Genomic DNA, 15590 nt, shown 5'->3' on the forward strand with positions numbered 1-15590 from the left:
TCCGCCCGATACGCCGGCCGTGAAGAACGCCGCGTTCGCATTGCTGTTCGCGTGCTCGACCATCACGTTCACGTACAACTGGGTGCTCTTGGAGAGCGAGTAGGTGTCGCCGATCTCGAGCAGCGTCCAGCGGCGGCCCGACAGCGTGGTGGTGGACACCCCGCCCCCGACGTTGTTGAACGGCGTGACCAGATAGTTCGCGCCCACGTCGTAGCTCTGGTAGATATCCGAGAAGCCCGCCGATTGCAGTTTCACGTGCGTATACACGCCGTGCAGCAGCAGCTTGCCGATCTGGTAGGACAAGCCCGCGCCCATGTTCTCGACCTTGGCCGCCGTGTAGTTGGCGGCCGCCACGCCCTGGAAGCTCGTGATGCCGGTGGTGACGATCGACGGCGTGCGATTGCTCTCGTTCGAGTACACCGCGCCGGCCTTGAGCCCCCCATGCGCATAGGTCAGCGTCAGGCCGTAGTTGCGGCCTGTTGCGAAGTTGGTGGTGTTGCCGAGGCCCATCATCGCGCCCACGCTGAAGCCGTAGTAATCCACCGACCGGAACTTCACCGAGTTGTCGAACGGCACGATGCCCGTGTCGGCCAGCTCGTCGATATTGCCCGGGTGGAACGCAAACCAGCTCTGCCCCTGATACGCCGTGCTGAACGGCCCGAGCACGTCGAAGTTGAACGGCGTCTGGTGGCCGAGCGTCAGCGTGCCGACGCGGTTCTGGCTCAAGCCGACATAGGCCTGACGATTGAACAGGGTGCCCGCCTTCGCGAAGCTGCCGGTGTTCGTATAGAAGCCGTTTTCGAGCTTGAACACCGCGCGCCAGCCGCTGCCGAGATCCTCCGTGCCGGTCAGGCCCCAGCGGTCGGGCTGCGTGTTGCCTTGCTCCTCTTCCCACTTCGCATGCCCGGCGACGTTGCTGATATAGGCCACCCCCGCGTCGAGGCTGCCGTACAGCGTGACGCTGCTCTGCGCCGACGCCGTCGCGCTAACCACAAGACCTGCCACCCCGGCAGCAATGATGCGCTTCACAGTCCGTACTCCTAATAGATATGGTCGTTCGATAGAGCCTGGTGGGGCGACGCGCCGCCAACGCAAATAGTCGGCGTGCCACGTCGCGGAAATGCATGTTCCTGCTTGCCTTGTTTGTTTCATATAAGGAACAACGTATCTCCTATGGAAATTATAATGAGATGCGAGCGTGGACAAAAAAAGCTTGGTGCTCGGGCTTACCCGAATTCGTCTCGATGCAACAGATTGCTTTCGATCCTTGCAGGAAGGGGTTTTATAACGATACGCGCTGGCACGCTAGTGTTTTCCCTGATGCCGCCAAATTTCTTTTTGACCCGTGGCCGGCAACCTTATAATGACCACATATAAACCACTGTTCCTTATGTGGAACAAATGAACGGAGGGGAACGATGAATCTCCCAACCTGTCGCGACACCGATGCAAGGCTCGACAACCGGCGCGTGATCGTCACGGGCGGCGCGCGCGGTCTGGGCGCGGCGTTCGTCGAGGCGCTGGCCGCGGCCGGCGCGAACGTGGTGTTCGGCGATGTGCTGCACGACGAAGGCCAGCAGCTTGCCGAGCGGCTCGGCAGCCGCGTGCAGTTCGTCGCGCTCGATCTGAGCGATGACGCCAGCATCCAGGCGTTCGTCGCCACCGCCGCGCAACGGCTGGGCGGCGTGGATGCGCTCGTCAACAACGCCGCGATCACCAATTCGGGCGGCCGCTTTGCCGAGGAATTGAGCCTCGAAACGTGGGACGCCGTGATGAACGTGAACGTGCGCGGCACCTGGCGCATGTGCGTCGAGACGCTGCCGTACCTGCGCGAATCGGCGAGCGCGGCGGTCGTCAACATCGCCTCGGACACGGCGCTGTGGGGTGCGCCGAAGCTGCTCGCCTACGTCGCCAGCAAGGGCGCGGTGATCGCGATGACGCGTTCGCTGGCGCGCGAGTTCGGCGCGCATGGCATCACCGTGAACGCCGTCGCGCCGGGCTTGACCGAAGTCGAAGCCACCGAATACGTGCCTGCCGAGCGCCACGCGCATTACCAGCAGGGCCGCGCGATCTCGCGTGCCCAGGTGCCCGCGGACGTGACCGGGCCGGTGCTGTTCCTGTTGTCCGACGCCGCGCGCTATCTGACGGGCCAGGTGCTGCCGGTCAACGGCGGCTTTGTAATGAACTGACGCTCGCCGCTGCGCGAGCCTATTTGGAGAATGAAGATGGCCGATGCCGATATCGAACGTAAATCGTGGGACCAGCCCGCCGACGCGAGCTTCGAGCAGTGGATGGAGGCGCGCGTCGCGCGCTTCGCCACGCGCCGCTACGACTGGGACGCGCTGAAGTTCCAGGCCGACTACGACCCGAAATACCGCCGCGCGCAGATGCGCTACGTCGGCACCGGCGGCACCGGTGTCGCGAAGGACGTCAACACGGTGCCGGCCGGCGGCTTCACGTTCTCGACGATGGTGATTCCGGCCGGCAACATCGGCCCGAGCCACATTCATATGGATGTCGAAGAAATCTTCTTCGTGCTGCGCGGCAAGATGAAGGTGGTCTGCGAGCGCGACGGCGAGACCTGGGAATCGGTGCTGGGCGAGCGCGATCTGATTTCGGTGCCGCCGGGTGTCTATCGCACGGAAATCAACGTCGGCGAGGAGGACGCGCTGATGTGCGTGATGCTCGGTTCGCCGAAGCCGGTCACGCCGACCTATCCGCCCGATTCGCCGCTCGCGAAGATCAAGCGCGAACTCGCGAAATAAGAGGCCGCCCATGCACGACCAGCACAGCCTGCCAGCGTTCGGCGATCGGCTCGCGGCGTTTGCCGAGCGCCGGATCGACGTCGCGCCGTCGCGCGCCATCGGGTATCGCGAGGCCGGCGCGGATCGCGCCGAAGCCTTGCCGGTGGTGCTGCTGCACGGCATCGGCTCGGGCGCGGCGTCGTGGGTGCAGCAGTTCGAGGCGCTCGGCGCCGCGCGCCGCGTGCTGGCCTGGGATGCGCCGGGCTATGGCGAATCGACACCGGTCGGCCCGGCTTCGCCGCACGCCGCGGATTACGCCGAGGCGCTGGCAGGCTGGCTCGATGCGCTGGGCATCGCGCGCTGCGTGCTGGTCGCACATTCGCTCGGCGCGATCGTCGCGGGGCGTTTCGCGGCATCGCATCCGGGCCGCGTGGCGGGGCTGCTGCTGCTGTCGCCTGCCGGTGGTTACGGTGCGGCGAGCGAAGCCGTTCGCACGCAAAAGCGCGACAGCCGCCTCGCGATGCTGACCGAACTCGGCCCGCAAGGGCTGGCCGACCAACGCAGCGCGAACATGCTGTCGCCGCACGCGAGCGAGCCGGCGCGGCAGTGGGTGCGCTGGAACATGGCGCGCATCGTGCCGGCAGGCTACGCGCAGGCCACGCACCTGCTCGCCAATGCCGATCTGGCCGCCGACGTGGCGCAATACCGTGGCCGCATCGCGGTGGCGGTCGGCGCGCAGGACGGCATCACGCCGCCCGAGGCCTGCGCACGCATCGCACAGGCGGCCGGCGTGCCGTTGCAAACCATTCCGGGCGCGGGCCACGCCGGTTATATCGAGTCGCCCGACGCCTACACCACGCTGATCGACGCATTCGCCAAGCAGTGCGAAGCAAATGAATCACAGCACCGATCGCAGCACCACCGGGAGACGAACGCATGACGCCGGCATCGACCGAGCGCGCACCGGCCGCCATCGAAGGGCCGGGCGAGATCAACTACCTGGTGCCGGGCCTCGATCGCGGCCTGCGCATCCTGACCGAATTCTCGGCGCATGAGCCGATCCTCGGCGCGCCCGAACTGTCGCGCCGGCTCGGCATTCCGCGCACCACGGTGTTCCGGCTGCTGCAGACGCTCGAATCGCTGGGCTTTCTGGAGCGCGCCAACGGCGAGCGCAATTACCGGCTCGGCGTGGCGATCCTGAGGCTCGGCTTCGAATACCTCAGTTCGCTGGAGCTGACCGACCTCGGTCTGCCGCTGATCGAGGCCTTGCGCGACAGCACGGGCCTGTCCACGCATATCGTGATTCGCGATGGCCGCGACGTGGTGTTCGTCGCGAAGGCGCAGAGCCACGCGCCCGCGTTCAGCGCGGTCAAGGTGAACGTGGGCACGCGCTTGCCGGCGCACGCCACCACCCACGGCCAGGTGCTGATGGGCGACCTGACGCTCGACGAACTGCGCGCGCTGTACGCCGGGCTCACGCTGCAACGCTTCACGCAGCACACGCCGGGCACCGTCGAGGAACTGTTCGAGCGTGCACGCGCCGACGCCGAGCAAGGCTACGCCACCAGCGAATCGTCGTTCGAGCACGGCATCTCGGTGGTCAGCGCGCCGGTGTTCGGCGACGCGGGGCGGATCGTCGCGGTGGTGACCGCCACGGTGCCGCGCGCCCATTTCGACACCACGCTGCCGGCCAGCGGGCTGATCGAGCAGGTGCGGGCCACCGCGCATCAACTCTCGCTGCGGCTCAACTACCGGCCGCCGGCGGAACAACGCTTCATGAACGCTTTGGAAATCTAAATGATTCAGATCGACCTCACAGGGCAGGTGGCCGTGGTGACGGGCGGCTCGTCCGGCATCGGCCTCGCCACCGCGCGGCTGTTCCTGCAGGCGGGTGCATCGGTGGCCCTCTGCGGCCGCGACGCCGGCCGGCTGGCCGACGCCGAGCGCGCGCTGCGCGATGCCTTCCCCGACGCGAAGCTGCTGGCCGCGCGTTGCGACGTGCTCGATGCGGACGACGTCGCGCGCTTCGCCGAAGCGGTGCAGGCCGCGTTCGGCCGCGCCGACATGCTCGTGAACAACGCCGGGCAGGGCCGCGTGTCCACCTTCGCCGATACCAGCGACGACGCCTGGCGCGAAGAACTCGACCTCAAGTATTTCAGCATCGTGCGCCCCACGCGGGCGTTCCTGCCGATGCTCGAAGCGGCCGCCGGCGCGATCGTCTGCGTCAACTCGCTGCTCGCGCTGCAACCCGAGCCGCACATGGTGGCCACCTCGTCGGCGCGCGCCGGCGTGCTGAACCTCGTCAAGTCGCTGGCCGTGGAGCTCGCACCGCGCCGCGTGCGCGTCAACTCGATCCTGATCGGCATCGTCGAATCGGGGCAGTGGCGCCGCCGCTACGAGGCGCAGGCGCAGCCGGGCCAGAGCTGGGACGACTGGACCGGCGAACTCGCGCGTCAAAAGAAGATTCCGCTCGGCCGTTTCGGCCGCCCCGAAGAAGCCGCACAAGCGCTTTTTTATCTGGCCACGCCGCTGTCGTCCTACACGACCGGCAGCCATATCGATGTTTCTGGAGGCGTTGCACGTCATGTCTAATACCACGACCGTCGGCGAACTGATCGCCGCTTTTCTCGAACAATGCGGCGTGCAGACCGCTTTCGGTGTGATCTCGATTCACAACATGCCGATCCTCGACGCGATCAACACGCGCGGCAACATCCGCTATGTCGGCGCGCGCGGCGAAGCCGGCGCGCTGAACATGGCCGACGGCCTGGCGCGTGTGTCGGGCGGGCTCGGCGTGGCGTTCACTAGCACCGGCACGGCGGCGGGCAATGCGGCCGGCGCGATGGTCGAGGCGCTGACCGCCGGCACCGCGCTGCTGCACATCACCGGGCAGATCGAGACGCAGTATCTCGATCAGGATCTGGCCTACATCCACGAAGCGCCCGACCAACTCACGATGCTGTCGTCGATTTCGAAAGCCGCCTATCGCGTGCGTTCGGTCGAGACGGCGCTGTCGATCGTGCGCGAAGCCGTGCGCGTGGCGCAAACCGCGCCGAGCGGCCCGGTCAGCGTCGAGATTCCGATCGACATCCAGGCCGCCCTGATCGAATGGCCGGCCGATCTCAGCGCGCCGCACGTGAGCCTGCCGACCCACGATACGCAACGCGTCGAGCAACTGGCCGAGGCGCTCGCATCGGCCAAGCGCCCGCTGTTGTGGCTCGGCGGCGGCGCCCGCCATGCGCGCGCGCAGGTCGAGCGGCTCGTCAGGCTCGGTTTCGGCGTGGTGACCAGCGTGCAGGGTCGCGGCGTGCTGCCGGAAGATCATCCGGCCACGCTCGGCGCGTTCAACGTGCAGCCGAGCGTCGAGGCGTTCTATCGCACTTGCGACGCGATGCTGGTGGTGGGCTCGCGCCTGCGCGGCAACGAAACGCTGAAGTACAAGCTCGCGCTGCCGCAGCCGCTGTACCGCATCGACGCCGACGCGCTGGCCGACAACCGCGGCTATCGCAACACGCAGTTCGTGCACGGCGATGCGGCCGCCATTCTCGACGAACTGGCCACGCGTCTCGAAGGCCGCCTGAACGTCGATCCGGCGTTCGCGCAGGATCTCGCGGCGGTGCGCGAAGTGGCCGTGGCCGAAACCGGCAAGGGCCTCGGCCCGTATCGCCAGTTGGTCGAGGCGCTGCAGCAGGCCGTGGGCCGCGATTTCAACTGGGTGCGCGACGTGACGATCTCGAACAGCACGTGGGGCAACCGCATGCTGAAGATCTTCGAGCCGCGCGCGGGCGTGCATGCGCTGGGCGGCGGCATCGGGCAGGGCGTGCAGATGGCGATCGGCGCGGCGCTCGCCAACGCCGCCGCCAAAACGGTCAGCCTGGTGGGCGACGGCGGCCTGATGGTCAACGTCGGCGAACTGGTCACGGCCGTGCAGGAAAACGCCAACGTGATGATCGTGCTGATGAACGATCAGTGCTACGGCGTGATCCGCAACATCCAGGACGCGCAATACGGCGGCCGCCGCTGCTACGTGCAACTGCACCAGCCCGAGTTCGCGCAGTTCTGCGCGAGCTTCGGCCTGACCCACTACCGCATCTCGTCGCTCGATCAGGCCGAGGCCGTGATCCGCGAGGGCATGGCGGCCAGCGGCCCGGTGATGGTCGAGGTGGACATGCTGTCGATCGGCTCGTTCGCCACCGCGTTCGCCGGCCCGCCGGTCAAGAAAGAGGAGCCCCAACATGCGTGATTCCGCGGTGTCGCCCGGCCGCCGCATCGAGGTGGCGATGATCGGCTTCGGCGCGATCGGGCAGACGGTGTATCGCGCCGTCGCGGCCGACCCGCTGGTGCGCGTGGCGCAGGTGGTGGTGCCCGAGCATCAGCGGGACATGGTGCGCGCCATCACCGGCCCCGAGGTCGACGTGGTCAGCTCGGTCGCGGCGCTCGCGCACCGCCCGCGTTTCGCGCTCGAATGCGCGGGCCACGGCGCGCTGATCGATCACGTGGTGCCGCTGCTGAAGGCCGGCACCGATTGCGTGGTGGCGTCGATCGGCGCGCTGTCCGACCTGGCGCTGCTCGAAGCGCTGGAATTGGCGGCCACCGAGGGCAATGCCACCGTCTCGCTGCTGTCGGGCGCGATCGGCGGCATCGACGCGCTCGCGTCGGCCAAGGAAGGCGGCCTCGACGACGTGCAGTACACCGGCCGCAAGCCGCCGGTGGGCTGGCTCGGCACGCCGGCCGAGGCGGTGTGCGACCTGCACGCGCTCACCGAGGCCCGCGTGATCTTCGAAGGCAGCGCGCGCGACGCCGCGCGGCTGTACCCGAAGAACGCCAACGTGGCGGCCACCGTCGCGCTGGCGGGCCTGGGCCTCGACCACACGCGCGTGCGTTTGATTGCCGATCCGCAGGTCACGCGCAACGTGCACCGCATCGTCGCCACCGGCGCGTTCGGCGAGATGTCGCTGGAAATGTGCGGCAAGCCGCTGCCCGACAACCCGAAAACCTCCGCGCTGACGGCATTCAGCGCGATTCGCGCGCTGCGTAACCGCGCGGCCCATTGTGTGATCTGAACGAGGAAGCCCGACATGTCAGACAAGGACATCATCGCCACGCTCGTGCCGACCGACGAGATCTTCGTCGGCGGCGTGTGGAAGCGCGGCCGCGGCGCCGTGTTCGCGAGCCGGTATCCGGCCGACGGCTCGGTCAACGCGGAAATCACCACGGCCGACGCCGACGATGCGCGCGACGCCGTGGAAGCCGCCGACCTGGCCTGGCGCCGCGCGGATTGGGCCGGCCTCAAGCCGCATCAGCGCGCGCTGGTGCTGTACCGCATCGCCGACCTGATCACGGCGCGCCACGAAGCGCTCGCGCAGTTGCAGCGCCGCGACAACGGCAAGCCGATCGGCGAGACACGCGCGCTGGTGGCGAGCGCCGCCAATACGTTCCGCTATTACGGGGCCTGCCTCGAAACGCTCGACGAAGAACTGACACCCTCGCGCGGCGATTACCTGACGATGAGCGTGCATGAGCCGATCGGCGTGATCGCGGCCATCACGCCGTGGAATTCGCCGATCGCCTCCGACGCGCAGAAGCTCGCGCCGGCGCTGGCGGGCGGCAACGCGGTGGTGCTCAAGCCGGCCGAAGTCACGCCGCTGGCCTCGCTCGCGCTGGCCCGCATCTGCGAGGAAGCCGGCGTGCCGCCGGGTGTGCTGAGCGTGCTGCCCGGCAAGGGCTCGGTGATCGGCGATGTGCTGGTGCGTCATCCGCTCGTCAAGAAGGTGTCGTTTACCGGCGGCACGGACGTCGGGCGCGGCATCGCGCGCATCGCCGCCGAGAAGCTGATGCCGGTGTCGCTGGAGCTGGGCGGCAAGTCGCCCACCATCGTGTTCGCCGACGCCGATCTCGATCACGCTGTCAACGGCGTGCTGTACGGCATCTTCAGTTCGTCGGGCGAGGCGTGCATCGCCGGTTCGCGGCTGTTCGTCGAGCGCCCGATCTACGCGGAATTCATGCGGCGGCTGGTGGCGAAGGCGCGCGAGCTGCGGGTCGGCGATCCGTCGCTGCCGGGCACGCAGATGGGGCCGCTGATCACCGCCAAGCATCGAGAATCGGTCGAGCGCTACGTGGCGATCGGGCTGGAAGAGGGCGGGCGCCTGCTGTGCGGCGGCGAGCGCCCGGTGGGCGAGGGGCGCGAGCACGGTTATTTTTATCAGCCGACAATTCTCGAAGGCTTGGGCAATAGCGCGCGCATCTGCCAGGAGGAAATCTTCGGGCCGGTGCTGGTGGCGATGCCGTTCGACGACGAGGCCGCGCTGCTGGCCGAGGCCAACGAAAGCGTGTTCGGCCTGGCCGCCGGCATCTGGACGCGCGACTACAAGCGCGCCTGGCGCGTGGCGCGCGCGCTGGAAGCCGGCACCGTGTGGATCAACACCTACAAGCTGTTCTCGATCTCCACGCCGTTCTCGGGCTGGAAGGACAGCGGCATGGGCCGCGAGAAGGGCCGGCTCGGGATTCGCGAGTACATGCAGCAGAAGAGCCTCTATTGGGGCTTGAACGACGCGCCGCTGGCGTGGGCGAACTAAAGGGGCAAGGCAACATGACGATTCTGGGCATCGAACAGATCACCTACGGCGTCGACGATCTCGATACCTGCCGCCGTTTCTTTTCCGACTGGGGCATGCGCGAGGTCGCGCACGACGCCGGCCGCGCGCGCTTTGAAACGCTGAACGGCTGCACGGTGCTGGCCGTGAAGGCCGACGACCCGTCGCTGCCGCCGGCTTTCGAGGCAGGCCCGACGCTGCGTGAAGTGACCTGGGGCGTGGCGAACGCGGCCGATCTCGCGCTGTACCGCGAGCGCCTGGCCGGTGCGCCCGGTTACTACGCGACCGACGCGGCCGTGGGCTGCACCGATCCGGCCGGCATGGCGATTCGCGTGGAAGTCACGCGCAAGCGCGCCATCGACGTGAAGGGTTCGCCGTCGAACGTGTGGGGCGAGGCGCCGCTGCGCGTCGATACGCCGAGCCCGGTGTACGACCACGCCGAGCCGGTCGAGGTGGGCCACGTGGTGTTCTTCACGAACTGCCTGGCCGAGCAGCAGCGCTTCTACGAGGAACGGCTCGGCTTCGAGATGTCGGATCGCTACCCGGAGCGCGGCGCGTTCATGCGTTGCGCGCCGCACGGCGGCCATCACGACATCTTTCTGCTGGCGCTGCCGAACGGCAAGAAGGGCCTCAATCACGTGGCGTTCACCGTGCGCGACATCCACGAGGTGTTCGGCGGCGGCCTGCACATCAGCCGCTGCGGCTGGCAAACGCAGCTCGGGCCGGGGCGGCATCCGGTCTCGTCGGCGTATTTCTGGTACTTCAAGAACCCGGCCGGCGGGCTGATCGAGTACTACGCCGACGAGGATCAACTCACGCCCGATTGGCAGCCGCGCGATTTCGAGCCTGGCCCGACCGTGTTCGCCGAATGGGCCGTCGACGGCGGCCTCGACGGCCATACGCGCCGTCAGGTCGAGGCGAAGGCGCCGGAAGGCCAGTTCATGACCGACCGAAAAAGCTGACGTAGCTCGCGCCCGCCGTTGCCGCCGATCGTGCGCGGCGGCGGGCGCTGGCCTGCGCGTGCGCCGGGCACGCCATTCCTCCCCCCTTCACCCCGACGATGAAACACTTCACCCTCAATGCCCGGATCGCCGCGATCGTGCTGTTTCTCGCGCTGCTGCTGATCGTCACGGGCGGCATCGGCATCGCCGGCATGAACGCCAGCAATCGTTCGCAGCACGAAGCGTATGACGTCTATTACGCCTCGGCCGTGGCGCTCGGCAAATCGAACACGGCCATGTCGCGCGCGCGCTTCGGGCTGGATTGGGCGATCGCGAACCCGCAATCGCCACAGCTCGTGCCGCAACTGGATCGCGCCGCCGCGCTGCTGATTGATTCGGACAACGGGTGGAAACGCTTTCGCGCGCTGCCCAAATCGCCCGAGTTGGCCGCGTTAACCGACGACCTCGACGCCAAGCGCGCCGCCGTGCGTCGCGATGCGATCGATCAGTTGATCGCGGCGATCCGCAGCGGCAACACCGGCTGGATGGACGCACAACGCGCGCAGCAACTGATCGGCCTCTACACTGCCATGAACGCGAGCCAGGGCGCGCTCGAGGATTATCTCGACCGGCAGTCGAGCGCGGCCGGGCGGCATTCGGATGCGCGCTTTCACGTGCTGATGGCGATCTGCATCGCCAGCCTGGTGCTGGCGCTGGTGGTGTCGTGGTTCGGTTGGCGCGCGTTGCGGCGCGCGATCATGACGCCGCTGGCCTCGGCGATGCGGCAGTTCGAGGCGATTGCGGCGGGCGACCTGACCACCCGCGTCGAGATCCGCTCGAACGACGAAATGGCCACGCTGCTGCGTTCGCTGGCCGGCATGCAGGCCAGCCTTGCCGCCACGGTGGCGGCCGTGCGTTCGGGGTCGCAGGCGATTGCCGGCGCGACCCAGCAGATCGCGGCCGGCAATCAGGATTTGTCGCAGCGCACCGAGGAGCAGGCGGCGTCGCTCAGCGAGACGGCCTCCGCGATGGAGCAACTGACGGCGACCGTCAACCAGAACGCCGACAACGCGGGCCAGGCCAGCGAGCTGGCGCGCAGCGCGGCCGAGCTGGCCGGGCGCGGGCGCGAGGCGGTCGGCACCATGATCGAGACGATGCGCGCGATCCACACCGGCTCGGCGCGCATGACCGGCATCATCGGCACGATCGAGGGCATCGCGTTCCAGACCAACATCCTGGCGCTGAACGCGGCGGTGGAAGCCGCGCGGGCCGGCGAGGAAGGGCGCGGCTTCGCGGTGGTGGCCGGCGAGGTGCGCAGCCTCGCGCAGCGCTCGGCCACGGCGGCGCGCGAGATCGGCGCGCTGATCGCCGAGGCGACCTCGCGCGTCGAGGCCGGCGCCGGCTTGATCCAGGACACTGGCACGACGATGGCGCAGATCGACACCGCCATCGACCGCGTCACCCGCATCGTCACCGAGATCGCGCAGGCCTCGGGCGAGCAGAGCGACGGCATCCAGCAGGTCGGGCTGGCGATCACGCAGATGGATCAGGTCACGCAGCAGAACGCGGCGCTTGTCGAGGAAAGCGCGGCGGCGGCCACGGCGCTGGCCGATCAGGCGCATACGCTGCGCGAGTTGACGGCGGCGTTCCGGATGGGGGGGCAGGGGGCTTAGATTTTATTCGCACTGCGGATTTGAGCTTATGTTTCGGTGATTTTCTGGGCCATCTTTAAACGTAACGGCGGGGCGAACATCTTCGTTGAATATAATCTGGCTACCCGAACGCGATTTGATCGAGATAGCGCAACAAATCGCTCTCGACGTGCTCGCCCTCGGGCAAAGACAGCGTGAAACATTCACAGAACTCATCCAATGAAATGCGAGGCAACCCACCCATACACACTGAACGCGGTGCCGAGCCACAGCACGATGAACGGCACCTCTCGCCAGATAATCGATCGATTCAGCGAGTGCGCACCCTCGGGCGGATGTAGCGGGCCGCCTTCTGCCGCATAGGCTTCGATTCGGGCTGGCCATTTGGGCACACGATTGAGGCGGTACGCCAGCCAGGTTGACATCGAGAACGGTAGAAACGCGCAGCTCATCACGCTCCAGAACAACGTCGCCAACACAATCTTCTTGAGATGATTGTCTTCATCGCTCGCCGGATAAGCACGGATCTGGTCCAGCGCGCCGAATCCCACCATCGTCCGAAAATTGCTGCGGTGTTCCAGGTACGTTTTGCATAGCGGCAAACCGTGTGGGCCGTTTTCCATGAACTGGCGCACGTATTCGTACTGGCCAATCGCCTCTTGCTCATTCAATGCCGTCTGCCCGAGGCTTGCGATACGCGGGAAGCGGCCTTCGAATTTCACGTCGCCGTCCGCGTCGAGATCGACCAGCAACACGGCGCGGAATGTATTGATGTTCCCCGCCGAGGGCGTGACGCTTTGCGATACGGGCTTCAGGCGGTCCCAATCCAGCTCGATGGGCTCGCGCGTGCCAACGAACATCCAGACTTTGCGGTGCACGCGATCGAAGCGGAGCAGGGCGTCGGTGTAGCCGAAAAAATCATTGGTAAAAACCGACAAACACAATAATCCCATAAAAATAAAAAAAACTGACACCGCTCCATGAAAGATAATTCTAAAAATACTTGGCGGCCCAAATTCAGAAACAGTACTTATCGTGACGTATGTTGTGAATATGGAAAACCAAAAAAAAATAAATCCAGCAAACCCCATCATTCCCTTAAAGGTATTGACTCCTTGGCCAATTTCCAACGTGGTCTCGTTCATCCGATATACCATCGCATCGCCATTCGGTCTCACACCGGTGCTCGAACGCACCGAACCCAGGAAACGCCACCGCCGCAACGCACGATCCAGCGGGCCATACGTGCCCATCTTGCGCATCCGCTTAGCCCATTTACCGCCTTTCTTGTCTATCGTATTCACTTGACTTCCCCTCACATCACGATCGGCATCAAAGAGATATCCGTGATCGCGCTACGCGTTACCGTGACTGGATTACCCGAACTCGGAATCACAAACTGGGGATCTGCCGGATCGGGGTGGTACAGCAGATCAATTGACGCGCTGGTGTACTGCCACGGATCCACGCGCAGCACGCCGCTATATTGGTAACTCCCTGATGCAGTCTTACGCAGCCGAGGCACTTCGTCCCAGTAAAACGTCATCGGCTTCTTCGGGCCAGTCGGCATCGCCTTCATTTCCGGCATATGCGGATCCATCAAACCACCTTTAAACGCAGCGGTAGGATGAACCTCTTCGTTGAAGATAATCTGGCTACTCGAACGCGATTTGATCGAGATGGCGCAACGAATCACGCTCAACGTACTCGCCCCGGGCAAGGTCAGCGTGAAGCGCACCGTATCGAAGCCGTTTGGTCCCACCTGCCCCAACCCCAAAACGAATGGCGCGGCCACCCAGTCGGTTTCCAGGCTGTACGCATACAGCGCATCGCGCAACTCATTCATTTCCTTCGCAGGATCCAAGTATCGACTCGGTGCGGTTCCGTAGTGGCTTTGGGCGACCCAGTCCTGCAACGGTGTGCTGGTCTCGACACCCGCTTGATACGCGAAATAGCAGCCCGCACCGATAAAAAGCATGCCGGCGATAATCCAGCCACCGACCGGAATCAGAGCGAAGGCGACGGCTCCTACTGGCTCGAGTAAAGACAACGCTCCGACAAATACGTTCGCGGCATAACCGGCAGCTAATGCGCCACCAAATGAGGAAACCGCCCCAATCGAAAAATACATAAATGAACTTAAATAATCGCCCGCCGCCTCCGTATTCCCCACCGACTGCCGATCACGATATTTATAAAACATCTGCACCCCTTCGGCAGCAGTCGAAAACGCTCCCAACAGTCCGCCCGCAAGCGTCACCTGCTTTGCATTCATCCAAAGGAAGCGATTGATAAAGCCTTTTTCTAATGCCTTCACAGACAATTCAAACGAAGCGGCCAGCAACAGCAACGAACCCGACGTAAACCCCGCCCACACGCTATTCCGCGCATCGAGCGAATCACCCGCCGTCGTGTTCGCAAGCGTCATGCTCGCGCTCGTCATATTCAGACACGCCAGCACAAACCCGACCCACGACAACCTCGATCTCGTCAGATCCAGCACTTTCTCGAACGGATTGACCTTCTGCGCCTCCGTCAGCAACGGCATTGCCTTCGGCACCGCCTTGACTGCCTCACTCTCCACCGCCTCGGCCGGCAACCACATACCCAAAGCCATCCTTCGCTCGATCACCTGCGTCTCGATGACTTGAACCGCCCCTTCCGCACTCGCCACAAAGGTCCGCTTGCTGGCTTGCCCGGCTGCGCTCACTACCTTCAACGGTGCGTCTGTTGGCGGGCGCACCGCGCGATACATCTTCATCACCAGATCGTTCACGCTATTCACGATCAACGTCTGGCTATCGAACGCAATCGTCGTCGTCGAGGTCATGATCATCATCAGGTAATAGCCGACCTTTTCAAACTCGGCCGGATGTACCTTCGCAAAGCGCATCAATTGCGCACCCGCAGCCATCCCGATCAGGCCTTGCGACTCGCCAAGCGCCCGATTCTCCCGCCATGATGCAAACTTCGCGTGCGCTTGCGCGAACCTGCTTTGCATTTCCTTCATCTTCGCGGCGAGATTGGCCACGTCTTGATTGACGTCGATGGCCCCTTTGAGCGTGTCGGTGATCTTGTCCATCCGGCCAATGTCGGGCAGCCCCGAACCCAGCACGGTGGTCAACAGGCCCGGTGCGGAACCCGCAAGCGATTTCCATAGCGGCGCCAGAAGATCGTCTGGCTCGGCCAGCAACCATGTGTCCCACAGGTCGCACTCCGCCTTTGTTTTGCCCATGCCCAGCACACACTGCGCAAACGCGTCCTGCATGTCGCACATCGACGCGTCATTTTTCTCGTCGAAGTCTTTCCAGCGCAAATCTTCCCGGTAAGCCCCATTCCACTTCGCCACGTCGTCGGCCAACACATTCAGCTGCGCGTCATAACCGTTCGTGACGTTCTGTTGTGCGATCAGATCGCTATCGAGCTTCGCTGCGTCGTAGCGGCTGCCGAATTTTTTGGTCCACAACGCCGCGTCGCCCTGATCCTCGAACGATTTTCTCAAACCCAAAATCGTGTCGCCCACAAAGCGTTCGCGCACATGCTGTTTTTGATAGTGGGCCAGCTCACCGGCTTTTCGGTTCCGAATGCCGTTCAATGTCGCCGTGATGCCGATCGGATCGAACAGCGCAAATACCAGCCCTTTGCCGTTGGCCCGCTGCG

At 65.2% G+C, this 15590-nt stretch carries 13 protein-coding genes; 10 read left to right on the top strand and 3 right to left on the bottom strand.

All coding sequences use genetic code 11. The features are described from left to right. Window positions 1–1029, bottom strand: a 1029-nt coding sequence (locus ACYP33_RS28960) for a porin (RefSeq protein ID WP_459624803.1), incomplete at its 3' end; no start/stop codon positions are given. Between the two features lie 389 nt (window positions 1030–1418). Between ACYP33_RS28960 and ACYP33_RS28965 the strand changes: the two genes are divergently transcribed. The 10 genes from ACYP33_RS28965 (at window position 1419) to ACYP33_RS29010 (ending at window position 11951) form a co-directional block, all read left to right on the top strand. Continuing rightward, window positions 1419–2189 (top strand): SDR family oxidoreductase, encoded by a 771-nt coding sequence (locus ACYP33_RS28965; RefSeq protein ID WP_459624804.1) that lies wholly within the window; start codon window positions 1419–1421, stop codon window positions 2187–2189. A gap of 36 nt (window positions 2190–2225) precedes the next feature. Then, on the top strand, window positions 2226–2765 hold the full coding sequence (locus ACYP33_RS28970; RefSeq protein WP_414441412.1) for a cupin domain-containing protein: 540 nt from the start codon (window positions 2226–2228) through the stop codon (window positions 2763–2765). Window positions 2766–2775: 10 nt separating this feature from the next. Next, window positions 2776–3684 (top strand): alpha/beta fold hydrolase, encoded by a 909-nt coding sequence (locus tag ACYP33_RS28975; protein ID WP_459624805.1) that lies wholly within the window; start codon window positions 2776–2778, stop codon window positions 3682–3684. Beyond that, the gene (locus ACYP33_RS28980; RefSeq protein ID WP_414441414.1) at window positions 3681–4541 is read left to right on the top strand and encodes an IclR family transcriptional regulator; all 861 of its coding nucleotides are present in this window, start codon (window positions 3681–3683) and stop codon (window positions 4539–4541) included. The genes ACYP33_RS28975 and ACYP33_RS28980 overlap by 4 nt, the downstream gene beginning before the upstream one ends. Beyond that, entirely contained in the window at window positions 4542–5336 is a 795-nt protein-coding gene (locus tag ACYP33_RS28985) for an SDR family oxidoreductase (RefSeq protein ID WP_459624806.1), read from the top strand. Continuing rightward, complete coding sequence (locus ACYP33_RS28990) at window positions 5329–6987, top strand: thiamine pyrophosphate-binding protein (protein ID WP_459624807.1); 1659 nt, start codon at window positions 5329–5331, stop codon at window positions 6985–6987. The genes ACYP33_RS28985 and ACYP33_RS28990 overlap by 8 nt, the downstream gene beginning before the upstream one ends. Beyond that, window positions 6980–7807 (top strand): aspartate dehydrogenase, encoded by an 828-nt coding sequence (locus ACYP33_RS28995; protein ID WP_459624808.1) that lies wholly within the window; start codon window positions 6980–6982, stop codon window positions 7805–7807. Before ACYP33_RS28990 ends, ACYP33_RS28995 begins: the two co-directional genes overlap by 8 nt. 15 nt (window positions 7808–7822) lie before the next feature. Next, window positions 7823–9319, top strand: coding sequence for an aldehyde dehydrogenase (locus ACYP33_RS29000; RefSeq protein WP_459624809.1), 1497 nt, complete (start codon window positions 7823–7825; stop codon window positions 9317–9319). A gap of 14 nt (window positions 9320–9333) precedes the next feature. Then, a complete protein-coding gene (locus ACYP33_RS29005) occupies window positions 9334–10299 on the top strand; it encodes a VOC family protein (RefSeq protein ID WP_414448043.1) in 966 nt (321 codons plus the stop codon). 98 nt (window positions 10300–10397) lie between these two features. Beyond that, window positions 10398–11951 carry a methyl-accepting chemotaxis protein gene (locus tag ACYP33_RS29010; protein WP_459624810.1) on the top strand — a complete coding sequence of 518 codons (1554 nt, stop codon included), beginning with the start codon at window positions 10398–10400 and terminating at the stop codon, window positions 11949–11951. Between the two features lie 191 nt (window positions 11952–12142). Here ACYP33_RS29010 and ACYP33_RS29015 read toward each other — a convergent pair whose 3' ends face one another. Together ACYP33_RS29015 and ACYP33_RS29020 are read right to left on the bottom strand one after the other, a co-directional pair. After that, entirely contained in the window at window positions 12143–13234 is a 1092-nt protein-coding gene (locus ACYP33_RS29015) for a DUF6708 domain-containing protein (RefSeq protein ID WP_459624811.1), read from the bottom strand. An 11-nt stretch (window positions 13235–13245) separates the two neighbouring features. After that, window positions 13246–15590, bottom strand: a 2345-nt coding sequence (locus ACYP33_RS29020; RefSeq protein WP_459624812.1) for a hypothetical protein, incomplete at its 5' end; no start/stop codon positions are given.

It is taken from the genome of Burkholderia sp. 3C (assembly GCF_054589155.1).